The organism is Microbacterium sp. ARD31 (genome assembly GCF_031844425.1).
The window spans coordinates 955,243-978,276 of the sequence record NZ_JAUZVE010000001.1 but is presented as its reverse complement, the minus strand read 5'-3'; the positions used below and the strand labels follow the sequence as shown (position 1 = coordinate 978,276).

Sequence of the window (23,034 nt, the reverse complement as noted above, 5' to 3'; positions counted from 1 at the left end):
CGGCACGCGAGCGGTGATTCGGCAGCGGCTACGGGCTGACGGTCAGAACGCGATCGCCGCGAACCTCTCGCCAATGAGGCGGTGCGCTTCGGGGCTCGGGTGCAGTCGGTCGGGGAGCGGGTGGGTGGCGGCATCCGCTTCGCCGTAGAGGGCGAGGCCGTCGACGAGGTGCAGGTTCGGGTCGTTCCGGCGGGCGTAGACCTCGCCGAGGGCGTCACGGATGACCTCGAGGGTGAGGCGTCCACCGGCGGTGTCGCCGGGGGTGCCGGCAGCGCCGAAGAGCAGCGTGCCGGTGGCGAAGGACTCGGGCTCGATGATGCCGGGGCCGGGGGTGTCTTCGTGGATGCCGCACCAGATAGGCGTGATGAGGTGCAGAGGCGTGTCGGGGTGGCCGTCGCGGATCGTGTCGAGGAATCCGTGGACCGCCGGGACGAACGCGCGCAGCCGCATGGCGTCGGCGTTGACGACGTTGATGCCGAGCGCGACGCTGATGACGTCGGCGGGGGTGTCGCGGATGACGCGGGCCATGAAGGGGTCGACCTGCGCGCTGCCGCCGACGCCGAGGTTGCGGAGGTTCAGTCCGGCGCGGCGCGCGGCGAGCGAGACCCAGGTGGAACTCGGCTGCGTCGCGTTGGAGCCCTGGCTGATCGAGCTGCCGTGGTGCACCCAGTGCGGCCGCTCGGTCGTGTCGGGGGTGGCGGCGGCGTCGGCGCGCAGCGCGATGAGCTCGATCGTCTCGTTGTGCGGCAGCCAGAGCTCGACGAGCATGTCGCGCGGGTCGAGTCCGTCGACGGTGATGCGCTGCGCGGGTCCGTCGACGAGCTGACGGATGCCGGTGGCCGGATCGGTGTCGACGGTGTCGCCGCCGTCGAGCTCGACGCTGCCGTGCAGGGCGCCGTCGATGCGGACGTCGACGCGTCCGCGCGGGCGGGAGAGTCCGCGCAAGGTGGCGCGGGTCGAGTGGAGGTCGAGCTCGAGGCGGGATGCCGCGGTCCGCACCGCGACGCGTGCGCCGGCGGGTTGCGCCTCGACGCCGAGCAGTTGCGGCTCGGGGTACTGCGTGCGGACCCAGGCGGGCAGGCGGTGCGGGCGCAGGCCGCGGTCGGTGGGTTCGAGCTCGGCGAGTCCGCGGACGGTCGTGGTGTCGAGGGTGATGTCGATCATGCGGGGTCCTTCGGAGTCCAGGTGCGGAGGGCGCGGTCGAGGGCGTCGAGGGCGCGGTTCCAGGAGGTGTCGGTGGTCTCGTCGCGGTGGGCGAACGACGAAGCGGATTCGAGGGCGAGGTAGCCGGCGATGGTGGCGCTCGCGAAGCGCACCGCGTGGACCGTCTCGCTCTCGGGTAGGGCGTAGTCGCCGAGCGATCCGACGACGAGCGCCGAGATGCGGGATGCCGCCGGCTCGGTGATCTCGTTGCGGTCGACCGGCTGCGAGATCATCGCCCAGCGCGCCGGATGCGCGAACGCGTAGGTGCGCTGCGCGTTGGCGAGGTCGCGGAGGGTGGGGGACTCCCCGATGGTGTCGGCGAGCTCGTGGAAGACGGCGGCCTGGACGGCGCTGCGGAGCGCGGCGAGGTCGCGGACGTGCGCGTAGAGGCTGGCGGTCTGCACGCCGACGCGGCGGGCGAGCGCCGACATCGAGAGCGCGCCCGGTCCGTCGGCGTCGATGAGATCGAGCGCCGCCCGGGTGAGCGCGTCGGGGGAAAGGTTCGCGCGGGGCACGAGGAGTAAAACTACACCCTTTAGGTTCATGCGTCGATCGCCGCCGAACCGTGACCCCGCGCCCGACCCTCGCGCGCTACGTTCGGCGCAAGGGGATCGCTCGGGCGAAGGGGCACGCATGGCCGGCAGCGGGACGAGGCGGTGGCGCATCGCCGCGACGGTCGTGGCGGTGCTGGGTCTGCTCGCCGGCGGTGCACCCGCGGCATCCGCTGCTGAGGGTGACACTCCTGCCGACGTGGTCGCGGCGTTCTCGGTCGAGAACGCCGTCGAGCTCGGGGCGGACGAGGCGAGTGGGCTCGAAGATCTGGCGGATGCGGCATCCTTCGGCACCGTGCACCGGGTGCACGCGTGGCGCGCGTCGCTGATCGCGGGGGAGGCGAGCGACCCGGTGTCGGCGATGGACGAGTGGGTGGCGCCGATCCTGTCCGCGTCGGGTGAGGCTGTCGGTGTCTACCGGGTCTGGCGTGAGACGCCGGACTCCGACGCGACGTTCGCCGGAGTCGACGGCGATGCCGCGACCGCCGCAGCGCTCGCCGAGGTCGCCGCCGGCGCGACGGTCGTCGAAGACCCGACGATCGCCGCCTGGTACACGCTGGATGCCGGGATGGTGACGCCGGTGGGTTCCGCACGGTTCGACGACATCCGTGTGGCGACGCCGATCGACCGGGTGGCCGAGATCGTGTCGGCCCGGTTCGCGCAGAATGTGCGGGATGCCGCGCCTCCGGTGGGTCTCTCGTACGAGAGCTGGATATGGGCCGGCATCGCGCTGCTGGTGGTGGCGGCGGTCGGGGTCGGCTTCGTGGTGCGACGGCGACGCCTGCCGGCGTGAGGGAGGGATCGCGCGCGTGGGAGCATGACGGCATGGATCCTGAGGATGAGCTGCCGCGCCTCCACAACCACGCTGTCGACCCCGCTGCGCTCGAGGGGGAGGGCGAACCGTTCGTCGACCTCGTGCGCAGGTGCGGTGCCGATCCGATTCCGGTGCCGGTGGCGCGGGGGTGGCGGATCCTCCGGCAACACGAGTCGAGCGCCGTCATCGGCGCCCCGGCCGACGCTGACCGTCAGACGTGGTGGGTGGGTACCGTCCACGAGGGCGAGAGCGTGTGGGCCGAGGGCAGCCCCGCGCGGCTTCGCGGCAGCTACGCCGAGCGGCGGCGCGGCTTGGCGCTGCGGTGGCCGGCAGGTCAGCGGACGGAGGCCGGGCCCGACGGGTTCGCGATCGACATCGTCAATGAGGGCGAGCGGCGGTGGGAACCTGACGGCGACACGTTCCACGTCGTCGGTGCGGTGGCGGGGCCGGAAGAGTCGCGCGTCGTGGTGCACTGGGCGGCTTCCGACGGGACGCCGGCGGTGGCGCTCGATCCCGGTGAGTATGCGCGCGTCCCGGTCGTGATCGACCGGGACTCGTGGGCGCAGTTGCAGCCGGGCGAAGCGACCCTGCGCGCGTGGCTGGTGCCGCTTTGGGTGATGGGTGAGCCGCTGCCGATCATCGTCACCGCGGCATCCATCGACGCCCTTCGTCCGAGCGAGAGGTGGGAGGACTCGGGCTGGTCGCTGCGGGAGATGACGCAGGAACTGAACCAGCAACGCGCGGTGTCGGATGCCGCATCTCGCCTCCCGGACATCGTCGCCGCACTCGAGGGGACGATGACCGACGACGAGGCTGTCGCCGCGATGGCTGCGCGCCTGGAGGTCGACGAGTCGGCGGCGGGCGCCATCTTCAACGCTTTCCTGCGGGACCTGCACCCGGCGTCGGCGGACGACCGTCGCGAGCGGATCGCCGAGCTCGAGCAGATGATGCAGCAGGAGCGCAACGTAGCCGACTGAATCCGTCGCGCGGGGGAGGTCCGCTGCGTGCGGCCAGGCCTAGCCTCGAACCGCGGAAGGAGTGAACCATGACGGAAGAGAAGGCTGAGGTACCTGTCGCGGTCTGGTACTTCGTCGGAGCGACGTTCGCCGGAGTGGCGCCGGTGCTGTTCTTCAACTTCGCGGAGTGGTGGGTGAAGCTGCTGTTCATCCCCGTGACGCTCGGTCTGATTGTGGCCGGGTTCGTGCAGCTGCGACGCGAGACCGGGTGGGGCAAGAGCGAGGGCGATCAGCCTCCGACGGGGTGACGCATCAGGACTGACCGGGCTTCCACGGGAACGGGTTGAAGATGAAGTTCTCCTGCAGGGTGAAGTCGCCCTCGCGCGTGCCGCCGTAGACGCCGTCGTACCAGTCCTCGGGCGACGTGCCTTCGTAGTTGTTCGGGAACGCGTCCGACAGGTACGCGTCGCGGATGACGTCGAGGTAGCCGATCGCGGCATCCTCATCGCCCCGGTCGAAGGCGGCGCGCGCGGCGTCGACGTTGGCGTACTCGAAGTAGCTCCAGATGCGGTTGGCGGTTGTGACCTCGGCCCAGTTCGGCCCGTCTTCGGGGCGGTCGTAGTAGCCCGGGTCGACGGGGAAGGACTACCCGGCGGGGAGCGGGAAGGGGAACGCCATCGCCGCGGCGCGGTAGTACTCGAGGATGCCGTCGAGGTCGCGGTGCAGCATGTGGTTCGGGTTCGCCTGCATGTAGGTGTCGGCGTACTCCGCGGGCGAGACCGGGTCGGAGGGGAGACCCTCCCAGTCGGGGGCGTGGGGGCCGCCTGTGATCTTCGGCGCCTCGGATGCTGCGGGGGTCGCGGCAGGCTTCTCGCTCGTCGCGACGATCTCCATGGCCGAGCATGCCGTGACCGATCCCGCCGTGAGGAGCGCCGTCGTGGCGAGAGCGAGGATCGTCGAGGCGCGGCGCATGGGGGCAGTCTGGCAGACGGGGTGGTGGGATGCGTCGCCCGATGAGGTGAGGTGGCGCGTGACTCCGCGGTGTGGACCTGACGCAATCGCCAGCTAGATAGAGTGAGCTGCTGATCCTGTGGTGGATGAGCTATTCACCCTGGGGGTCTGATGGTTGTCTTGGCGACGGCGCCTTTCGACATGTGGGCGATAGCGTTTTGGCTGCTTGGCGCGGTGGTTGCCGTTCTCGTCGCCGTCGGGGCAATCACGGCGGCGCGTGCCTCCATTCGACGGCGAACTCGTCGTCGGGTCGCTGAGTCGAGTGCGGCCCTCGAGATGCTGGGCCGCTTGAATCATCGATTTGAGGATGCCGTCGCCCCGTTACCGCCGATCTCTTTCTCATTCGAGGTGCGGCTCGATTCGAAGCCCAAGTTTGATGCTTTCAATCTCGGTCGCCGGTTTCGCGAGGAAGTGCTGCAACGCGAACCATTCATCGCAGAGCAAATGGATCTTCGGCGGCAGGTCCTCCGTCACTATCTGGACTACGAAGCGCGGGTTGGCGCCGAAGCGATGCCGAAGCTCGGTCGTAGCGAACGGCCTGATGTCCCGAAGGACCGTTTCGATGCGGTCGAGGGCGAACTCTTCACAGAGCTCCTCCTTGACCGGCCAACTCCGCAGGCGCGGATTCTCGGAGTGGCGCGATACACGAGCCCCCAGGGACGCAATTCCTATGAGAAGTCTCATGTGTGGGGCTTTGACGATCTGCGTCAGGAGCTGGGGCTTGCGCGGGAGGACAGGGAAAGACGCTCGACAACGCAGTTCCTCCGTGATCGCGAGCGCTCTCTTCTGACGCCGAAGCTGCGCATCGATGTCCTTCAGCGCGATGGGCGGCGATGCCGCGCATGTGGTGCTACCGCGGACGACGCCACGCTTCACATCGACCACATCGTCCCGGTATCGCGTGGCGGCTTGACCGAGATGTCCAATCTGCAGGTGCTCTGTCAGTCCTGCAATCTCGGGAAGAGCAATCGGTTCGTCGGCTGAGCCCCGACACCAACCTCAAGCCGCTCGCGCGCCTGCACTTCAACGGAAGCGGTGATCCGGTATCGCTGAGCTGTGTTCGAGGCGCTGATAGCGTCGGTCCTGTGACGAGTGAGCAGGTCAGGCGTGCGCTGCGCGACTTTGTCGAGGAGCGCGATTGGGCACAGTTCCACTCACCGGCGAACCTCGCGAAGAGCGTCTCGATCGAGGCCGCCGAACTCCTCGAATGCTTTCAGTGGAGCGACGACGCGGATGCAGCGCGCGTTCGAGAAGAACTTGCCGATGTGGTGACGTACTGCACCCTCCTTGCCGAGAAGCTTGGTCTCGATCTCGACGAGATCGTGCTTGAGAAGCTCCGAACAACGGCGCAGAAGTATCCCGTCGACCGCGCGAAGGGGACCAGCGCCAAATATGACGCCCTTTGAGATCGAGCGCTTTCCGTTCGCGAAGGACGCTGCGGATGCCTGGGCCCGAGCCGACGATCGTCGGCGCAATTGGCCGGTGGTCTATGTGCTTGATGGTGCGGGCAAAGCCGGTACATCGTCGGTGTACGTGGGTGAGACCGTCAATGCGGGTTCCCGGATGCGGCAGCACCTCGCCAGTGCGTCGAAAGCGAATTTCCGCCACGTCCGTGTGGTCTTCGACGAGACGTTTAACAAGTCCGCGTGTCTCGACCTAGAGTCCCACCTCATCAGATGGCTAGCCGGCGACGGGCAGTTCGAGGTGGTCAACGGCAACGAGGGGATCGTTGACGCTCGTTACTACGAGCGCGAGATCTATCGCGAGAGCTTCGCCGACATCTTCGATCAGCTTCGCTCCGAAGGATTGTTCCGACAGACCATCCCCGAGATCGAGAACAGCGATCTCTTCAAGCTGTCGCCGTTTAAGGTACTCACTGCCGAGCAGGCTGGCGCGGTGGAGAACATCCTGGATGGACTTTTCGAGGACCTCGCCGTCGGAGGCACGTCGACGAGCGTCATCGAGGGGCACCCCGGCACGGGCAAGACGATCGTCGCGATCTATCTCATGAAGCTGCTCGCCGACATCCGTGACTACGACTCAGCGGTCGATTTCGAACCCGATTCGGTGTTCGCCGAGCACTTCGTTCCCGAGAACAGGGAGCTCCTTCGCGACCTCCGTATCGGCATCGTGGTGCCGCAGCAGTCGCTTCGTGAGTCGATCAGGCGGGTCTTCCGGAAGACCCCGAAGCTGAGTCAGGCTCAGGTCCTCACGCCGTTCGATGTCGGTGCGTCTCCCGAAGAATGGGACATTCTCCTCGTCGACGAAACGCATCGGCTGAACCAGCGGGCGAACCAGTCGTCCGGGGTCAACAACAAGCGGTTCTCGAGTATCAATGCGGACCTGTTCGGTGCGGATGATCTGTCCAAGACTCAGTTGGATTGGATCCGCGCGAAGAGCAAGCACCAGATCTTCCTCCTCGATGCGGAGCAGACGGTTCGACCGGCTGATTTGCCACTGGCAACCCTCCGCGGCATTCTCGAGCAGGCGAAGGCCGAGAACCGTGCCTTCCATTTGATGACCCAAATGCGCGTCGCCGCGGGATCGGACTACGTGGCGGGCATTCGCGGCCTTCTCCGTGGCGAGTCGTCGCCGGACGCGCTGCGCGGTCTGGGGGACTACGACTTGCGCTTCTTCGATGACCTCGGCGAGATGCGTCGTCAGATTCTCGAGCGCGAGCGGGAACACGGGCTCGCCCGGCTCCTCGCCGGTTACGCGTGGAAGTGGCGAAGCCGCAAGGACCCGTCAGCCTTCGACATCGAGATCGGCGATGTTCAGCTGAGGTGGAACAGCACCGACAAGGACTGGATCAACCAGGCGAACTCGGTGAACGAGGTCGGATCCATTCACACCGTGCAGGGCTACGACCTGAACTACGCGGGCGTGATCGTCGGGCCGGACCTGCGATTCGATGAGACGAGCGGCCGGCTGTTCGTCGACCGTGCGGCGTATCACGACGCGAAGGGCAAGGAGAACAACAAGTAACTCGGCGTCGTCTACTCCGACGACGATCTGCTGACGTTCATCCGCAACATCTACGGGGTCCTGCTCACGCGCGGGATCCGCGGGACGTACATCTATGTCTGCGATGCACCGCTGCGCGAATACGTTCGAGACCAGCTGCGGAGCGTCCTTGAGCACTGAGCGTGCGCTGGATGTCGTTGCCGCTGTAGTCCTCCGCGACGGGCTGGTGTTCGCCGCGCGCCGAAGTCCAGAAAAGGCGCAGGGCGGCAAGTGGGAGTTTCCTGGCGGGAAAATCGAACCGGGCGAGACGGCCCGTGCTGCACTTATGCGCGAGATCAAAGAAGAGCTCGGTGTACAGCTGTCGGTCCGTCGCCATTTCGCGACCAGCACAACTCAGGTCGACGATCTGAAGATCCGCCTGCGTTGCTTCCTCGCGGACTTTGTCGACGGAGAGCCGGTCGAAAGCGCGGATCACGACCTTCTACGGTGGGTGCCATCAGAGGAGCTGGTGGAACTGGATTGGGCGCCCGCAGACCTGCCAGCCGTGGCTCTGCTCAGCACCCAGGGTTAGGCAGCTGCAGTCTCGAACCCTGTGGCAGTCTCGTACGTTAGACCAAACCCCGACGACCAAATCAGATCCCGCAGATCCGCTGTCGGTCGCGATGGGGGGAGGACGGCGCATTTCAGATCGGGAACATCTACGTGTCGCCGGTAATCCAGCAGCTGTCCGATGGCCATACGTACGTCGGAGCGGCTAGTGATTGCCTTTGCCTCGAACAGTGTCCGCTCGTTCCGGTCGTAGACGTCCGTGAGGAGTGTTGTGCGTTCAGTCGGAAGTGAGATCGCCCAACGCTTGAACTCATGGGAGGGGCGGCTGGCGACATATCGTGCAACGAGATTCGACTCCCGCCGCACCGCGACCTGGTCCGTAGACCCGGTCCGCTCGAAGTACTCGACCGAGCTCAGCTCGACGGGCACTTCGATGGAGCGGATCGATTCTGTTATCTCGGACGTTCCGACTGCCGCGACTACCTCGTCGGGAACGGAACGTACCGGGAGCAAACGGAAGACCAGAACTGTCCTAGTTTTCCCGTGGCGGTCGGGTGCGGGCATCCGGTCGTAGGGGTGTGTCGGATCAAGCACAAACTCGCCAATGTAGCGCTGGAGTTTGGTGCTCGTGCCGGGCAAGACACCAGCGGGGCTGAACGCGTGGAGAGTGCGACCTTTTTGCGCGTGAGTCAGGATGGGAGAGTTGCTGCCACTTGTCTTCTGATCTCCGTCGCGCCCAGCGCCCGTGTAATGGAGAACCTTCCCATCGACTGAAAACCCGTCGTACACGTAACCGAACTGAGTGCCTTCATCCGGATCGGTGAAGACGAACACCGTGTTCGAGGTGGTGCTGGGGACTATTCCGCCGGATTGGACGCTCCCGCCATACTCAAGGACGAGGTCAGAGCGGGTGACAACGTCCCCAGCTCGCAGATTGACCATCGACACTCGATCACCATAGCGACACGCGCGTCAATCCGGGCACGTCTCGAACCTGTACGCCGGCTCATCCGGCGGGACGAGGTCCCGGTCTCGCAGAACGACGGATGCCGGTGTCTCCGGGTCGGCGCAGACCTCGTCCCACGGGCGGGGGAGGTTGTCGGTGTACTCGATGGCGAGGACGTGGTCGCCGTAGACCTCTGTGTAGCCGGCGCACTCCTCGTAGGCCGCGCACTCCTCGACCACGGCGAAGTCGAAGCCGGCGCGCGAGTGGAGGAGCGAGGCGTCCTCGGCGGCGTTCTTCTGCCCGGCCGCGAGTCCGACGTCGTGCGCCGTGTCGACGAGCAGGGTCGCGAAGTCGAGCGCGTCGTCGCGGGTGAGGGTGCCGTCGGTGCGGGTGTAGGTGTCGAGGTTGTCGAGCTCGACGGCGTCGAACCCGTCGGACGCGCACTCGCGGATCCATGGCGCGACGATCTTTGCGATCTCGTCCGCCTTGCGGGTGTCGAGGATGACCTCGTCCGGCCAGTCCGGGTCGATCACCGGCTCGCCGTCGTCATCGTGGAGCAGGAGCTCGTCGGGCCAGGTCTCGAGCTCACCCGGCTGCGTCTGGAAACCGTTGACGTAACAGACGGAGTAGAGGTCGTCGACGGATGCCGCGGCCCGGTCGCGCACAACGATCTCGACGCCATTGGGCGGGTCGTAGGCGCCGCCAAGCTGGTAGTCGAGCTGACCTCCGGCGGGTGGCAGCTGCGGTCCGGCGGGCGGGTCCCAAGGCGGAGGCGACTGGCCGGCGCATCCGGTGAGCAGCAGCGCGGTCGCGGCGAGCAGGGGGAGTGCGCGCCGGACGGTCATGTCGCGAACCTACCCGACGCCGGGGGATCGGTAGACTCGACGGGCCAGCCTCTGTAGCTCAATGGAAGAGCAGTTCCGTCCTAAGGAAACGGTTGGGGGTTCGAGTCCCTCCAGGGGCACCGTTTCTGACACTGACTGTCTCTCAGCCGTACCGAGGCAGCGTCAGCGTGGGCAACCGGTTTGATGATCGACCGATGGAGTCGAGACCGGCGATCTCCAAATCGGGGCCGTGGCCGCGTCTGGTGCTCCGTCGAAACGGTTGACATTCGTGCAGGGATGCCTGACTGCGCAACTAAGGAATGCGTTGAGCGGTTGGCGACTCGAGATCGATGGCCAGTAGGTTGAGTGACGATGCGAAAAGGACGAGTACTGCGTATTCTCCGTGACCTGGAGCTGCCTCCGGAGATGATCAAAGGCTTCCCTCGCCTACCGCGAGATGTCCAGGGACTACTTATGTATGGAAGCCGTGCACGTGGAGACGCTCTTCCGGATTCAGATCTCGATCTGCTCGCCCTTGTTCCCAGTGCGCGCGCCAGCATCACCCGGGCCAACGTGAGCGTGAGCTTCTATACCTCCGCCCAGCTTGCGACGGGGGTCGGTACACTCTTCGGCGCACATCTTCGACGGGATTCGCGCGTGCTGTGGGACCCAGCTGGCAGCATTGCGCAGTCAGTCGGTTCGATGGGAGATGTGGACACCGCACGTCTTCGCCGCAGGGTCAAGGCGATGACGACGATATTCACTACTCCCGAAATGGACCTCCCCAAGTATCTGGAGGGTATGGTCCGCCATGCGCGCTACCTACTACGCAGTTCCCTCTACTCGCAGGCGATCGAGCAGGGTGAGCCGTGCTTCTCAGTTCGAGAGCTCGAGGATCGCCTAAAAGACCCCGGGCTAGCAGCCGTGCTCGCCTCGCGGCGCGCGTCCGCCGCGACCCAGGAGGAGCTGGCCGACTGCCTTAAGCGGCTCGAGGCGATCGTCGGTGCATTTCCCGCCAATCATCATGGCTCCCTCGAGGCCACCGTCGTCAATGAGTGGGGGCGGCGAGGGGACATATTGTCGGGTGCGTTCCTCGTGCTCGGATCCTCAAGTTCAGGATCCGTCTACGCGGAAGTAGACAAGATCCTGCTATGAAAGGACTCGCGTTCGTAGGTGACATTCACGGCTCGATAGATGCGCTTGAGGGAATCCTCGATGTGCTCGCCTCACATAATCTGCGTCGTATTGTCTTTCTGGGTGATTACATCAACAAAGGCCCAGACTCCAGAGCGGTGCTCGAGAGACTCCTAGAGCTCGATCCGTCATGTGTGTCAGTCCTCCGCGGCAACCACGAGGACGGAATGTTGAAGGCGCTACAAGATCACGATCTGTCGAGTTTCTTGAAGATGGGCGGAGCCGCGACTGTCCGGTCCTACATCGCTGGTGATGCAGATGCAGACGTCGCTGCTCAGTTCCTCGCGGCTGTCCCGGAGGTTCACTTGAACTTTCTGCGTTCGATGCCTCTGGAGTTCAGGTCACGGGGCATTGTGGCGCGCCATCACCCTTTGAGAACACTCGATCTCAATTATCGAGTGAGTGCTCACCGGCCCGTCGGAAGTAGACCACGTGTTGGCCCGCGGTCTGCGCACATCGACACGGGTTGCGGTGATGACGAGGGTCGGCTGACAGCATTCCTCTGGCCAAGCAGACGATTCGAACAGGTCGACATGAGCGGAAATCGTGTGTCCCCGCGGAGCTGACTCATGCCGACATCTGCTCCAGCAACCACTGCGCTCGATCGGCACCTCGAGAATTCCCCATCTCTAGGTTCAGCCGTCGACATTCTCGTGCGTGCTCGGCGGCGCGATCATGATCGCCCATCGCGCGGAAGATCTGGGCGAGGAGAAGCAACGCGATCGCCTCACCGGTTGTGTTTGCAAACTGTTCATTGTAGGCGAGCGCGCGCTTTGCATGAATGATCGCTTCTCCCTGGTCTCCGCGTCGCAGGTGGATTTGCGCAAGTAGGGTCGCCGCATTGGCATGCAAAGACGTCGGAGCGGCATTCCGAAGTAGATCATTCGCAGTGACCGCGTGTGCGATCGCTGCATCCAAATCCTTCCTGCCCACCTCGAGCCGCGCGAGGTTAATGTGCGACTGCGCAACGTCTCCCGAGCGCGTCCCAGACATTCGAATTTCGAGCGACTCAGCGAAGGCCTCGGCGGCGTCGTCAAACTCGTCGAGTTTCTGGTGCGCCAATCCGATTTCATCGAGAATTCTTGCTTTGATGCTCGCAGCGAATGGATCGGAGTCGAGCAACAACGTTGAAGCACTCCTCAAGCGACCAATCGCTGCGTTATGGTCGCCTTTCCGACGCAGTATGCCCGCCTGTGCGGCGAGCGCTTCAGCAGTCAGCGTCGCGTAAAGGTCGGAGGCACCGCTGAGACACTGGTCGATGGCGATCTGCGTCGATTCAAAAGCCCCGTCGAGATCACCTTGCCGGGCGAGGAATTGGCCGAAGGCAAGGTTCTCCGCTGGGCCGCCTATCGCGGCCGCCTCCTCGAGGCTGGCGCGGCCCGCAGCGGGCTGGCCGAGTTCAACGAGCTTTTCCCCTGCGATCCGCAGGCGTGCCGCCCTCAAGACTTCCTTGCCCGTAGACGATATGAGGTCGACATGCCGGGACCGCTTGCTTGAGGCCATGTCCTCCCAGCTAAGGAGTCGCGCTTTAAGCCGTTCCTTCAATTCTCGGATTCCAGGTATCGACTCGAACAAAAGCGCATGGTCACGGACCAGTTGTTCCCGGAGCCGCTCCGTGCGTTCATGAGGTCTTGCGTGCGCCATGAAAGTGACCCAGACGTCTCTCATTGGCTGTTCGGTCTCGCCTAGCTCGAGGAGACCGGTGAACAGTTCCTCTTCGGTCCCTGATGTATACCCCCAAGGACTGCCCGGTTCACTCCCCCACTTTTCCTTGAACATGACAATCATGAAGTGGCTCTCGCGTATGAGCTCGTTGATCGCCTCCTGCGGGCGTCGCGCGGTGCCGCGGACCTGTTCCCAACCCACTACCTCGAAGTGGACGTTCGAGAGTCGACGCCGGCGCCGATTGTGTTCTTCGACGGCAGACAGCACCACTCCTCGTTCGTCCTGCAGATCGCCGGGAGTTGCGAGGAAAATGCGTAGAGGAATCGATTCGGTCACAGCTAGACCATATCGACTGGGCGGCACAGCAACCGGTATGCAACAACGGATCGGTCGCCGGAAATGAGCCGCGGTGAGACACAGCCGCTTCATTCGGCTGACGTCCTGAACCCCTGTCGAATGAGGGTCCGCACTTAGTAGGTGGACTCCCGTACCAAACTGATGAAGCGACCGGGGACTGCGTGCGGTCACCGTTAGGAGGGCATTGACTTCGCGTGACGGAGCCCTACCGGTCGGGGGGCGTGCTTCAGTTTCGCGAGGTGCCCACCGACCTCATCCCGTCGCCGATCGTCACATTGCTCTATTCCGTGTTCATCCACGAAAGCATCGCTGGTCACACCAACGAGCCGCTGTCGCAGACGCTGTTCGGCGTTCAGCTCGGCACGAGCCTACTGCGGGCCCGCGCGACCGGAACGTCAGATATTGCGGCCTGGCTAATGATCGAATGTCCCCTAACGATCTAAGCGGCGAGAGAGATCTGCTCACGAGCCTGTTGGACGACCGGCTGGTCGAGATTGAGCTATCCGTCATCCTGACCGCGGGCTCGGCGGCGCGGCTGTTCTCAATGCTGTAGGTAGGGAGATAAGGGCCACGACGTGGGGTCGGTCCGAACTGAGGAATCCTTCTCACCGGCGTATCCGGTCTGTTACGGTCCTGCTCCTCACCGCGGCGTCTCGGTGAGGAGATCGGTCAGTGACGGATGCCGGGGCCCTGCACCCGGCAGCCGTGCCGTCAATGGTTCCGCCGACATCCGCCGCGGGTGTGACACTCGCCTGATGCGCACCATCGTCATCACCGGAGCCAGCGACGGGATCGGGGCCGCGGCATCCCGTCAGCTCGTCGCTCGTGGCCACCGTGTCGTCCTCGTCGGCCGTTCGCCGAAGAAGACGCGGGCCGTCGCGGCTGAGCTCGGCACGCCGTACCACCTCGCCGACTTCTCCGACCTGGCGCAGGTGCGCCGGCTGGCGGGGGAGCTGCTCGAGGCGTACTCGCGCATCGATGTGCTCGCGAACAACGCGGGCGGGGTGTTCGGCAAGCGGCAGCTGACCGGTGACGGGTTCGAGCAGACGTTCCAGGTGAACCACCTCGCGCCGTTCCTGCTGACGAACCTGCTGCGCGAGCGGCTGGTCGAGAGCGAGGCATCCATCATTCAGACCGCGAGCGCGGCGGCGCGACTGTTCTCGCGCTTCGACGTCACCGACCTCAACGCCGCGCGCAGGTACTCGGGGTGGCGGGCATACGGCAACGCGAAGCTCGCGAACATCCTCTTCACCCGCGGGCTGCAGCGCCGGTGGGGGAGCGACGGCGTCTCGGCGGTCGCGTTCCACCCCGGCGTGGTCGCGACGAACTTCGCGGGCAACACGGGCGGTGCGCTGCGCTGGATGTACCACAGCCCCCTCGCGCGCCGTGTGCTGACGACGACGGAGGAGGGCGGCAAGCGCCTCGTGTTCCTCGCCGACGGCACCCCGCGCGAGGACTGGCTGCCCGGCGCCTACTACGAGAACGACCGCGTCACGAAGACCCACCGACTCGCGACCGACCCGCGCCTCGCGCAGGAACTGTGGGAGCGCAGCGCCGAGATGGTGCAGCTCGGATGAGGCTCCGTTAGCCTGAGGTCCACACGACGCGACGGGAGGCGAGCATGATCCACGATCTTTTGCGCGTCATCCTCGAGGTCCTCGGGCTGCTCGTCGCCGTCGATCCGTCGCTGAGCGGGTCCGCCCTCACCGTCGCGCTGCTCGCGCTCGCCGTCCTCACGCTCGCGCTCCTCGCGACCGCCGTGCATGCGAGCACGCGCGGAGCGGCGCCGCATCCCACCCGTCGCATCGAACTCACAGCACCGCTCGCGCAGAGCGATCCCGACGCGGCCGGACACGTCCGCCGTCGCGGGCCCGGTCAGGTGACCGCGGCCGCGTAGCGTCGAACCGTCCGGGCACCTGTTGCCCCGGCATCCGTTCGCGGCCGATCAGCCGACCCTGATCGCTCCGACGAACGGAACCCTGTGGACATCACCACCCTGCCTGTCATCTCCACCCTGCTCGACCTCACCTCGCGCGGCCTGCTCGCCCTGACCTCGCTGCTCACCCCCTGGACGGGAGCGTTCGCCGGCGCGCTCGCCATCGTGCTCGTGACCCTCGTGGTGCGGTCGACGCTGATCCCCGCCGGCATCGCGCAAGCCAAAGCCGACCAGGCGAGGATGCGGCTCGCGCCGCGGCGGCGCGAGATCCAGACCCGGCACCGCGGCGACCGGGAACGCCTGCAACGCGAGACGATGCAGCTCTACCGCTCCGAGAACGTGTCGCCGTTCGCGAGCTGCCTGCCGATCCTCATCCAAGCGCCGATCGTCGGGCTGCTGTACTCCGTCTTCATCCACGCGAGCATCGCCGGCCACGCCAACGAGCTGCTGTCGCAGACGCTGCTCGGCGTTCCGCTCGGCACGAGCCTGTTGCACGCCGTCACGACCGGAACCGCCGACCCCGCGACCTGGCTGGTGATCGGATGCCTCGTCCTCGCGATCGCGGCGGTGGGGGAGATCACGCGCCGGGCGTTCCGGGTCGAACCGGTGGAAGGGGTGCCGTTGGGTGTGCTGGGAGCACTGCAGTTCGCCACCGCGGTCGTCGCCGTGTTCGTGCCGCTCGCGGCGGGGGTGTACCTGCTGACGACAGTGACGTGGACGCTGGCGCAGCGGGTGGTGCTCAGGCGGGTGTACGGGTGAGCTCGCTAAACGTGTGCGCACCGCTCGCACTGGTTGCGGGTCCGGTCCTGGTCTTTACCGCTGACGAACAACCAAAGCATCAAGGGCAGCGCGAGTGTTATCACCGCGAGGATGATCCAAGAGGCGAGCATCAAGTCTAGGGTCACGCCCAATCTAAGCCCCGCGACAACAAAGGCGGCGGTGAGTGCGCTCACCGCCATCAGCTTGCCGAAGTGATCTGCCTTTTTCGCCCAGAACTCTCGTCCGTGGGCCACTGCCCTGAGCATGCCACCCACCAGACCGATCAAACCGCTGACGAGCACGACTGCCCCTAGGGTCGCGGCGGTGCGGTTCGCCTCGGCGGTCGATCGGAGAAACTCCTCGCGAGCGAGAATTGCGAATTGCAGAGGACCAGGCGAAACCCCGGCGATTCCCGATCGATAGTTCTCTAGCGGAAGCAGCGAATCGGTGGCCAGAAGGAGGCCAACCGCGATTGCCCATCCCGCACTAATGCTCAACGCGACCAGAACTGAATTGCCCTGACGGAGAGACGTCAACTGAGAAAGTCGGTCCATCAGCGCACGCACCTGGACATCCTCGCACGGCGTACGCCTTTCCGTCAGAGCGGCAAGATCCGAGGGAGCCCCATTACTCGCGAGCCCGGGCCCCGCCGGCATCACGCAAGCCAAAGCCGACCAGGCGCGGATGCGTCTCGCCCCGCGCCTGCGCGAGATCCAGACCCGCTACCGCGGCGACCGGGAACGCCTGCAGCGCGAGACGATGCAGCTCTACCGCTCCGAGAACGTGTCGCCGTTCGCGAGCTGCCTGCCGATCCTCATCCAGGCGCCGATCGTCGGGCTGCTGTACTCCGTGTTCATCCACGCGAGCATCGCTGGGCACGCCAACGAGCTGCTGTCGCAGACGCTGCTCGGCGTCCCGCTGGGCACGAGCCTGCTGCACGCCGTCACCACCGGAACCGCCGACCCCGCGACCTGGCTGGTGATCGGATGCCTCGTCCTCGCGATCGCGGTGGTGGGGGGAGATCACGCGCCGGGCGTTCCGGGTTGAAGCGGTGGAAGGGATGCCGGTGGGCGTGCTGGGAGCGCTGCAGTTCGCCACCGCGGTCGTCGCGGTGTTCGTGCCGCTCGCGGCGGGGGTGTACCTGCTGACGACGGTGACGTGGACGCTGGGGCAGCGGGTGGTGTTGCGGCGGGTGTATGGGTGAAGCGCGCGGTCCGTCGCGCTCGCCGGTCTACTCGGACGACCAGCCCGCGACGATGCGCGTGCACTCCGCCCGCGCCTCGGCGAGGTCGACGAGGTCCCGCTCGAAATTGGCGACCTGTGAGTCGAGGTGGTCGTTCGCTGTCCGATGCCTGACCAAGAGGTCGAGGTTGGCTCGCGCAGTGTGGTCCGTGCCCTCGAGCGCCGCCCTCAGAGCCTCCACCGCGACGCGGAGATCCGCCTCGACATGCGGATTGCCGATGTCCACCAGCAGTCGGACCTCCTCGAGAAGGGATGCCGCGATCCGGCCGACATCCAGGACAGACGAGAGGGCGTCGACCGTCGCCTCCCGGACCGCCCTTTCCCGGTCGGGGCCCTGCTCCATCGCGAGAGCCGCACCGAAAGCCGCGGACCGGACGCCGTCCTCCTCGGCGGCCTCCATCGCCCGGCGCCGTTTGTCGCTGAGTCGCTGCTCAGCCCGTCGAGCCTCGAGGTCGTCGGCGGTGTAGGCCGCCACCATCCCGAGCAGCCCTGCGGCGATGCCTGTCATCACGCCACAGGCGGCGCCTCCGCCCGGTGCGCCGTTCGCCTGGGCGAGGCGGTCCACCCATTCGGCGAGCGGCGTCTCTGCGGGGTCGATGTCATCGCTGGCCATGCGACGACGCTACCCGGCGAGGATACGGCCGGCGAGGATACGGCCGCGGTCGCCCGCTGCAACCCTTCGAGGCGAAAAGACACCGTGCTCTACCGTGACACCATGACCCGCCCCCTGCCCTTCGACGTCGCGCCGTGGAGCATCGGCCTCAGCGGCGTCGACGTCGACCGCCTGCCGCACCGCGAATCCGTCTTCGCTCTCTCCAACGGGCACATCGGCTGGCGGGGCCTGCTCGACGAGGGGGAGCCCCACGGCGTGCCGGGCAGCTATCTCAACGGCGTCTTCGAGGAGCATCCGATGCCCTACGCCGAGGACGGCTACGGCTACCCCGAGTCCGGGCAGAGCGTCATCAACGTGCCGAACGGCCAGGTCATCCGCCTCACCGTCGACGACGAGCCCCTCGACATCCGCGAAGGCACCCTCCACGACCACGAGCAGCACCTCGACTTCCGCGCGGGCACCCTGGAACGCACGCTCACCTGGACCTCGGCCGCCGGCAGCACCGTCCGCATCCGCTCGACCCGCCTCGTCTCGCTCGCTCACCGCTCCGTCGCGGCCGTCCGCTACGAGGTCGAAGCCCTCGACGACCCGGTCACGATCACCGTCCAGTCCGAGCTCGTCGCGAACGAACCCCTGCCCGAGCCGCACCCCGACCCGCGCGTGCAGGACATCCTCGAGACTCCGCTGCGCAGCGCGGGCAGCTTCGTCTTCGGCAGCGCCGCAACCCTCGTCCACGAGACCCGCAACAGTGGGATCGGCGTTGCCGTCAGCATGGACCACCTCGTGTCGGGCGCGACCGCCGAGGTGCGCACCGCGGCATCCGACGACCTCGCGCGCACCACCATCCGCGCCCGCCTCGCACCCGGCGAACGGCTCGAGGTCGTCAAGATCGTCGGGCACGCATGGGCGCCCGGACTCTCGGCGCCCGCACTGCGCGACCGCGCCGAAGCCGCCGTCGCCGACGCGATGCGCGACGGCTGGAGCGGCCTCGCCACCGCGCAGCGCGAACGCCTCGACGACTTCTGGGCCTACGCCGACGTCCGCGTCGACGGGCAGCCCCGCCTGCAGCAGGCGGGGCGGTTCGCGCTGTTCTCGGTGTTCCAGGCAGCCGCGCGTGCCGAGCAGCGCTCCGTCCCCGGCAAGGGGCTGACCGGCGCAGGCTACGCGGGCCATACGTTCTGGGACGTCGAGGCCTACGTTCTGCCCGTCCTCACGGCGACCGCACCGGATGCCGCGAGGGAAGCCCTCCGCTGGCGCCACGCCACCCTCGACCACGCCCGCGACCGTGCGCGCCAGCTGCACCTGCGCGGCGCGGCGTTCGCGTGGCGCACCATCGACGGACGCGAGTCGTCGGGATACTGGCCCGCCAGCACCGCAGCGTTCCACATCAACGCCGACATCGCCGCCGCCGTCGTCCACTACATCCGCGCCACCGGCGACGTCGACTTCGAACGCGACGCCGGCTTGGAGATCCTCATCGAGACCGCCCGCCTCTGGCAGTCCCTCGGCCGCACCGACGCCGACGGTCGCTTCCACATCGACGGCGTCACCGGCCCCGACGAGTACACCGCCCTCTACGACGACAACGTCTTCACGAACCTCATGGCCCGGGCGAACCTCGAAGCCGCCGCGGATGCCGCGCGTCGGCATCCGGATCTCGCCCGTGCTTTCGGGGTCGACGACGGCGAGATCGGCGGGTGGGTGCGCACGGCCGGCGCGATGCACGTGCCGTACGACGAGGAACGCGGCGTGCACCCGCAGGCGGCGCGGTTCACCGAGCTGGAGCGGTGGGACTTCGAGACGGACACCCCCGGCGACGAGCTGCTGCAGGAGCGCTACCCGTACGTGCAGCTCTACCGCAAACAGGTGCTCAAGCAGGCGGATCTCGTGCTCGCCCTGTTCTTCTGCACCGACGCGTTCACGGCGGACGAGAAGGCGCGGGCGTTCCGCTACTACGAGGCGCTGACCGTGCGCGACTCCTCGCTGTCGGCGGCGATCCAGGCGGTGGTCGCCGCCGAGGTCGGGCACCTCGGGCTCGCGGCCGACTACCTCGCCGAGGCCGCGACGATCGACCTCGACGACCTCCACGGCAACGCCGAAGACGGACTGCACATCGCGTCGCTCGGCGGCATCTGGACGGCGCTCGTCGCCGGCTTCGGCGGCATGCGCGACACGGCCGACGGACTGCGATTCGCCCCTCGGCTGCCGGAACAGCTGACGGGGCTCGCGTTCGGCATCCGCTGGCAGGGGCGCACGCTGCACCTCGAGATCACGCCGGATGCCACGACCTATCGCGTCAGTGCCGGTACGCCGCTGACGATCCGGCACTTCGGCGAGCCGGTGGAACTGACGTCCCGCGCGGACGTGACGATGCCGACACCGCCGCTGCCTGACCCGGGGGAGCGCCCGACCCAGCCGAAGGGGTGCGCGCCGCGGCCGTTCGCGGAGGCGTTCGCGGAGTGACGGTGCGGGTCTCGCTGGCCCCCGGCATCCGAAACCGATGTCGGAGGCCCTCACCACAATGGGGGTATGACCACCTGGCACGGCACGATCGGCACGCGGGAGCGACTCGCGCCCCTCGCCGACATCGCGCACGAGGCGGTCATGGCCGAGAAGCTGCTCACCCAGGCGCAGATCGTGCAGCTGCAGGTCCTCGCCCGCGCGGGCGAGCTCGCCGAGAAGCAGGCCGCTGATTCGCCCGCGCGCGTGCAGGCGCACGACATGGCGCTGCGGGCGATCGCCGCCGAGCTCGGTGGGCTCATGCACCTCACCGACCGCGCCGTGCAGCGCCGCATCACCCGCGCCCGCACGATCGTCGAGGACTACGCCGCCTCGCTCGCGGCGTGGCGCGCAGGCTCCATCACCCGCGCGCACGTCGACATCATCGTCGACGCCGGCGCCGACCTGCCCGCCGACATCCGTCTGCCGTTCGAAGCCGTCGCGATCCAGCGCTGTCGGCGCGACACCCCCAACCGCGTGCGTGCCGAGATCGAGATGCTCGCCCTGCAGATGCACCCGCGCACCTTCACCGAACGCCATCAGGATGCCGCCGCCCACCGCGCCGTGCGCCTCGTCCCCGGGCGCAACGGCATGAGCGACGTCGTCGCCACGGTGCCCACCGTGATCGCCGAGGGCATTCACGACCGGCTCACCCGCCAGGCCCGCGCGGTCATCGACACGCGCACCGAACGCTCCAGCGACGTCGTCGACACCGACGGCCGCACCATCGACCAGGTCCGAGCCGACGTCTTCGCCGACCTGCTCCTCGCCGGAACGCCGGCCCTCGACGACACCCGCGACACGACCGCCGGCCCGCTCGGAGCCATCCGCGCCCACGTGCAGGTCGTCATCCCCGCGCTCGCGCTGTCCGGCACCGAGGTGCCGTGCGACCTCGTCGGACGCACCCCCATCGACGCGGCCACAGCGCGGCGCCTCGCCGGCGACACTCCCTCGTGGGAACGCCTCGTCACCGACCCCGTCACCCATACGGTGCTCGCCGTCGACACCTACCGGGTGCCCTCTCCGCTGCGCCGGCACCTGCGCGCCCGCGACCAGCACTGCCGATTCCCCGGATGCCGCGTCCCCGCCATCCGCTCCGAGATCGACCACACGCACGACCACGCCCTCGGCGGCCGCACCGAACGGGCGAACCTCGCCCACCTGTGTCAACGGCACCATTCGATGAAGCAATTCACCGCCTGGAGGGTCCGACAACTCGGGGGTGGCGTCCTCGAATGGACCTCACCCCTCGGCAGGATCTACCGCGAAGACGCACCCACCCCGGCCGTCGCGTTCACCCCTGCCAGGCGGAAACCGCACAGCCACGAACCCGCGCCGTTCTGATCAGGGCGCCCCGGCGACGCCCCGGACCGCAATCCCGCCCAGCGACGCGACCGCCTGCGAGACGCGCTCCTCGTTTCGGCCGTTGATCACGACGTCCGCGCCGGCCTCGGCGAGCCGCCGCGCGATCGCGAGCCCGATGCCCTGCGTCGAGCCGGTCACCACCGCCGTCTTGCCGCTCAGATCCAGAGTCAGTCCGTCAGTCATAACTCGTCCTCTCTCGTCCCTCCTTCGACGCTCGCAGACCCACGCTGCCCCGGCGCCGCCCGGCGGTGGCACGCTGGAAGGGTGACGTCCGCACCGCCCTACATGACCCGCATCCGCGGGCGCGTACTCACCGCCCTCGCGGGCGACCCGACCGGAATGGCGCCGTACGTCCGCGCCCTGGCCGAGGGCGACGACGCCGGACACTTCGCCGAGAACGGCCCCGCCTGGACGGTCCACGCCGGCATGGGCACCCTCGTCGCCGGCATCCGCGCGCTGCTCCTCCAAGCCCTCCACCCGGGCGCCCTCGCCGGCGTCCACGACTGGTCGCGCTACCGCGACGACCCGATCGGCCGCCTCACCGGCACCGTCCGCTGGGTCATCACCCTCACCTACGGCTCGACCGAACAAGCGGATGCCGAGACGGCCCGCGTCGGCCGCTTCCACCGCCGCGTGCAGGGCGAGTACGTCGCCGGCGACGGCTCCGCCCGCACCTACACCGCCGAGCAGACCGACCTCGTGCGCTGGGTGCACCTCGCCTTCACCGACGCGTTCCTGCGCAGCCATCAGGCCTACGGCGGACCCATCCCCGGCGGACCCGACGCCTACGTCGCCGACTGGGCCACCGCCGGACGCCTCATGCGCGTCACCGACCCGCCCCTCACCGACGCCGCCCTTCGCGCCGAGATCGACGGCTACCTCGACCGCGGCGAACTGCGCCGCGACGACCGCGTCGACGACGTCGTCCGCTTCCTCAAGAAGCCGCCGTTCACCGGGATGATGGGCGTCGCCTACCGCGTGCTGTTCGCCGCCGCGGTCGCGACCTTCCCGCCGCGCATCCGGCGGATGCTGGGCCTCCGCCGCTCGTGGCTGCCGGTGAAGACGGCGACCCGGATCGTCCTGCGCGTCACCGAGCGCGCGCTCGGGTCGGGGCCCCGCGCACAAGACATGGCGCGCCTGCGGCTGCGTCGGCTGGGGCGGTAGCCGACCGGTCAGACCAGCTTCTCGAACACCATCGTCGCCTGGATGCGGTCACCGCCGCCGAAGCCCGTACTGCCCGACGACGCCGTCGTGATCGTGTGCAGGCGATACCCGAGCGCCGCCTGCCGGTTGATCGCCGCCTCGAGCTCGACGAGGTTGTTCGACCCCGCGCCCCACATCTTCTCCTTCAGCACGACCTGCAGCACGACGTAACTCATCCCGGCCGGGGCCTGCCGCGGCTGCGCACCGGCGACAGCGTCTGCCTGTGCCTGCGCGATGAAGCCGCCGAGACCACCCTGCGGGGGAGAGGCGGGCTGGGTCTGCTCGGTCCAGGCCGTGCCGTCCCACCACCGCATCGTGCCCGAACCGTCGTCGTACCACCCTGCTGCCGTGTCGCTCATGTCGTCACCGTAGTGGCCCCGAAC

General features: G+C 67.5%; 27 protein-coding genes, 1 tRNA gene and 2 pseudogenes. 20 read left to right on the top strand and 10 right to left on the bottom strand.

Features of this window, described 5'->3' with window-relative positions; translation table 11 throughout:
- Window positions 1–42: 42 nt before the first annotated feature.
- Together Q9S36_RS04940 and Q9S36_RS04935 are read right to left on the bottom strand one after the other, a co-directional pair.
- Window positions 43–1,164 carry a GDSL-type esterase/lipase family protein gene (locus tag Q9S36_RS04940; protein WP_311284170.1) on the bottom strand — a complete coding sequence of 374 codons (1,122 nt, stop codon included), beginning with the start codon at window positions 1,162–1,164 and terminating at the stop codon, window positions 43–45.
- Window positions 1,161–1,718 carry a WHG domain-containing protein gene (locus tag Q9S36_RS04935; protein ID WP_311284169.1) on the bottom strand — a complete coding sequence of 186 codons (558 nt, stop codon included), beginning with the start codon at window positions 1,716–1,718 and terminating at the stop codon, window positions 1,161–1,163. The genes Q9S36_RS04940 and Q9S36_RS04935 overlap by 4 nt, the downstream gene beginning before the upstream one ends.
- A 118-nt stretch (window positions 1,719–1,836) precedes the next feature.
- On the opposite strand from Q9S36_RS04935, the gene Q9S36_RS04930 reads away from it, so the two are divergent.
- The 3 genes from Q9S36_RS04930 (at window position 1,837) to Q9S36_RS04920 (ending at window position 3,832) form a co-directional block, all read left to right on the top strand.
- Window positions 1,837–2,547, top strand: coding sequence for a hypothetical protein (locus tag Q9S36_RS04930; RefSeq protein WP_311284168.1), 711 nt, complete (start codon window positions 1,837–1,839; stop codon window positions 2,545–2,547).
- Window positions 2,548–2,579: 32 nt separating this feature from the next.
- Complete coding sequence (locus Q9S36_RS04925; protein WP_311284167.1) at window positions 2,580–3,545, top strand: hypothetical protein; 966 nt, start codon at window positions 2,580–2,582, stop codon at window positions 3,543–3,545.
- A gap of 68 nt (window positions 3,546–3,613) precedes the next feature.
- Entirely contained in the window at window positions 3,614–3,832 is a 219-nt protein-coding gene (locus Q9S36_RS04920) for a hypothetical protein (RefSeq protein ID WP_311284166.1), read from the top strand.
- A 337-nt stretch (window positions 3,833–4,169) separates the two neighbouring features.
- Here Q9S36_RS04920 and Q9S36_RS04915 read toward each other — a convergent pair whose 3' ends face one another.
- Window positions 4,170–4,496, bottom strand: coding sequence for a hypothetical protein (locus Q9S36_RS04915; protein WP_311284165.1), 327 nt, complete (start codon window positions 4,494–4,496; stop codon window positions 4,170–4,172).
- Window positions 4,497–4,646: 150 nt separating this feature from the next.
- Here Q9S36_RS04915 and Q9S36_RS04910 point away from each other — a divergent pair, with 150 nt between their 5' ends.
- The 4 genes and pseudogenes from Q9S36_RS04910 to Q9S36_RS04895 all read left to right on the top strand — a co-directional run bounded on the left by Q9S36_RS04910 (window position 4,647) and on the right by Q9S36_RS04895 (window position 8,070).
- Window positions 4,647–5,519 carry an HNH endonuclease signature motif containing protein gene (locus tag Q9S36_RS04910; RefSeq protein WP_311284164.1) on the top strand — a complete coding sequence of 291 codons (873 nt, stop codon included), beginning with the start codon at window positions 4,647–4,649 and terminating at the stop codon, window positions 5,517–5,519.
- A 101-nt stretch (window positions 5,520–5,620) separates the two neighbouring features.
- Window positions 5,621–5,941 carry a nucleotide pyrophosphohydrolase gene (locus Q9S36_RS04905; RefSeq protein ID WP_311284163.1) on the top strand — a complete coding sequence of 107 codons (321 nt, stop codon included), beginning with the start codon at window positions 5,621–5,623 and terminating at the stop codon, window positions 5,939–5,941.
- Window positions 5,928–7,679: pseudogene (locus tag Q9S36_RS04900) on the top strand (DNA/RNA helicase domain-containing protein). Before Q9S36_RS04905 ends, Q9S36_RS04900 begins: the two are co-directional and overlap by 14 nt.
- On the top strand, window positions 7,669–8,070 hold the full coding sequence (locus tag Q9S36_RS04895; protein WP_311284162.1) for a (deoxy)nucleoside triphosphate pyrophosphohydrolase: 402 nt from the start codon (window positions 7,669–7,671) through the stop codon (window positions 8,068–8,070). The pseudogene Q9S36_RS04900 and the gene Q9S36_RS04895 overlap by 11 nt, the downstream one beginning before the upstream one ends.
- Here the strand turns inward: Q9S36_RS04895 and Q9S36_RS04890 are convergent.
- Together Q9S36_RS04890 and Q9S36_RS04885 are read right to left on the bottom strand one after the other, a co-directional pair.
- Complete coding sequence (locus Q9S36_RS04890) at window positions 8,067–8,996, bottom strand: hypothetical protein (RefSeq protein WP_311284161.1); 930 nt, start codon at window positions 8,994–8,996, stop codon at window positions 8,067–8,069. The two genes, Q9S36_RS04895 and Q9S36_RS04890, sit on opposite strands and share 4 nt — an antisense overlap.
- Window positions 8,997–9,020: 24 nt before the next feature.
- The gene (locus Q9S36_RS04885) at window positions 9,021–9,839 is read right to left on the bottom strand and encodes an endo alpha-1,4 polygalactosaminidase (protein ID WP_311284160.1); all 819 of its coding nucleotides are present in this window, start codon (window positions 9,837–9,839) and stop codon (window positions 9,021–9,023) included.
- A 47-nt stretch (window positions 9,840–9,886) separates the two neighbouring features.
- On the opposite strand from Q9S36_RS04885, the gene Q9S36_RS04880 reads away from it, so the two are divergent.
- The 4 genes and pseudogenes from Q9S36_RS04880 (at window position 9,887) to Q9S36_RS51600 (ending at window position 11,578) form a co-directional block, all read left to right on the top strand.
- Window positions 9,887–9,958, top strand: a tRNA-Arg gene (locus tag Q9S36_RS04880).
- A 232-nt stretch (window positions 9,959–10,190) separates the two neighbouring features.
- A pseudogene (locus tag Q9S36_RS51605) lies at window positions 10,191–10,355 on the top strand (nucleotidyltransferase domain-containing protein); the annotation flags it as partial.
- Window positions 10,356–10,391: 36 nt separating this feature from the next.
- Window positions 10,392–10,973, top strand: coding sequence for a hypothetical protein (locus tag Q9S36_RS04875; protein ID WP_311284159.1), 582 nt, complete (start codon window positions 10,392–10,394; stop codon window positions 10,971–10,973).
- Window positions 10,970–11,578: a metallophosphoesterase gene (locus Q9S36_RS51600; protein ID WP_396653717.1), complete on the top strand. Its 609-nt coding sequence runs from the start codon at window positions 10,970–10,972 to the stop codon at window positions 11,576–11,578. The genes Q9S36_RS04875 and Q9S36_RS51600 overlap by 4 nt, the downstream gene beginning before the upstream one ends.
- 1 nt (window position 11,579) lies before the next feature.
- Here Q9S36_RS51600 and Q9S36_RS04870 read toward each other — a convergent pair whose 3' ends face one another.
- Window positions 11,580–13,013, bottom strand: coding sequence for a tetratricopeptide repeat protein (locus Q9S36_RS04870; RefSeq protein ID WP_311284157.1), 1,434 nt, complete (start codon window positions 13,011–13,013; stop codon window positions 11,580–11,582).
- Between the two features lie 260 nt (window positions 13,014–13,273).
- Here Q9S36_RS04870 and Q9S36_RS04865 point away from each other — a divergent pair, with 260 nt between their 5' ends.
- The 4 genes from Q9S36_RS04865 (at window position 13,274) to Q9S36_RS04850 (ending at window position 15,729) form a co-directional block, all read left to right on the top strand.
- Window positions 13,274–13,477, top strand: a complete 204-nt coding sequence (locus Q9S36_RS04865) for a hypothetical protein (RefSeq protein WP_311284156.1) — start codon at window positions 13,274–13,276, stop codon at window positions 13,475–13,477.
- A 312-nt stretch (window positions 13,478–13,789) separates the two neighbouring features.
- Complete coding sequence (locus tag Q9S36_RS04860) at window positions 13,790–14,611, top strand: SDR family NAD(P)-dependent oxidoreductase (RefSeq protein WP_311284154.1); 822 nt, start codon at window positions 13,790–13,792, stop codon at window positions 14,609–14,611.
- 44 nt (window positions 14,612–14,655) lie between these two features.
- The gene (locus Q9S36_RS04855) at window positions 14,656–14,931 is read left to right on the top strand and encodes a DUF6412 domain-containing protein (protein WP_311284153.1); all 276 of its coding nucleotides are present in this window, start codon (window positions 14,656–14,658) and stop codon (window positions 14,929–14,931) included.
- An 84-nt stretch (window positions 14,932–15,015) separates the two neighbouring features.
- Window positions 15,016–15,729: a membrane protein insertase YidC gene (locus tag Q9S36_RS04850; RefSeq protein ID WP_311284152.1), complete on the top strand. Its 714-nt coding sequence runs from the start codon at window positions 15,016–15,018 to the stop codon at window positions 15,727–15,729.
- A 5-nt stretch (window positions 15,730–15,734) separates the two neighbouring features.
- Here Q9S36_RS04850 and Q9S36_RS04845 read toward each other — a convergent pair whose 3' ends face one another.
- Window positions 15,735–16,295 carry a hypothetical protein gene (locus tag Q9S36_RS04845; protein ID WP_311284151.1) on the bottom strand — a complete coding sequence of 187 codons (561 nt, stop codon included), beginning with the start codon at window positions 16,293–16,295 and terminating at the stop codon, window positions 15,735–15,737.
- A gap of 118 nt (window positions 16,296–16,413) precedes the next feature.
- Between Q9S36_RS04845 and Q9S36_RS04840 the strand changes: the two genes are divergently transcribed.
- A complete protein-coding gene (locus Q9S36_RS04840; protein WP_311284150.1) occupies window positions 16,414–16,776 on the top strand; it encodes a YidC/Oxa1 family membrane protein insertase in 363 nt (120 codons plus the stop codon).
- 4 nt (window positions 16,777–16,780) lie between these two features.
- The gene (locus Q9S36_RS04835; RefSeq protein ID WP_311284149.1) at window positions 16,781–16,933 is read left to right on the top strand and encodes a hypothetical protein; all 153 of its coding nucleotides are present in this window, start codon (window positions 16,781–16,783) and stop codon (window positions 16,931–16,933) included.
- Between the two features lie 27 nt (window positions 16,934–16,960).
- On the opposite strand, the gene Q9S36_RS04830 is transcribed toward Q9S36_RS04835, so the two are convergent.
- Window positions 16,961–17,584 carry a cyclodeaminase/cyclohydrolase family protein gene (locus Q9S36_RS04830; RefSeq protein WP_311284148.1) on the bottom strand — a complete coding sequence of 208 codons (624 nt, stop codon included), beginning with the start codon at window positions 17,582–17,584 and terminating at the stop codon, window positions 16,961–16,963.
- A 102-nt stretch (window positions 17,585–17,686) separates the two neighbouring features.
- On the opposite strand from Q9S36_RS04830, the gene Q9S36_RS04825 reads away from it, so the two are divergent.
- Together Q9S36_RS04825 and Q9S36_RS04820 are read left to right on the top strand one after the other, a co-directional pair.
- Window positions 17,687–20,047: a glycosyl hydrolase family 65 protein gene (locus Q9S36_RS04825; protein WP_311284147.1), complete on the top strand. Its 2,361-nt coding sequence runs from the start codon at window positions 17,687–17,689 to the stop codon at window positions 20,045–20,047.
- Between the two features lie 66 nt (window positions 20,048–20,113).
- On the top strand, window positions 20,114–21,427 hold the full coding sequence (locus Q9S36_RS04820) for a DUF222 domain-containing protein (RefSeq protein ID WP_311284146.1): 1,314 nt from the start codon (window positions 20,114–20,116) through the stop codon (window positions 21,425–21,427).
- On the opposite strand, the gene Q9S36_RS04815 is transcribed toward Q9S36_RS04820, so the two are convergent.
- A complete protein-coding gene (locus Q9S36_RS04815) occupies window positions 21,428–21,631 on the bottom strand; it encodes an SDR family NAD(P)-dependent oxidoreductase (RefSeq protein ID WP_396653716.1) in 204 nt (67 codons plus the stop codon). It abuts the gene before it with no gap.
- A 102-nt stretch (window positions 21,632–21,733) separates the two neighbouring features.
- Here Q9S36_RS04815 and Q9S36_RS04810 point away from each other — a divergent pair, with 102 nt between their 5' ends.
- Complete coding sequence (locus Q9S36_RS04810) at window positions 21,734–22,612, top strand: oxygenase MpaB family protein (protein WP_311284456.1); 879 nt, start codon at window positions 21,734–21,736, stop codon at window positions 22,610–22,612.
- 8 nt (window positions 22,613–22,620) lie between these two features.
- Here Q9S36_RS04810 and Q9S36_RS04805 read toward each other — a convergent pair whose 3' ends face one another.
- Window positions 22,621–23,010, bottom strand: a complete 390-nt coding sequence (locus Q9S36_RS04805; RefSeq protein ID WP_253034118.1) for a DUF2510 domain-containing protein — start codon at window positions 23,008–23,010, stop codon at window positions 22,621–22,623.
- Window positions 23,011–23,034: the final 24 nt, after the last annotated feature.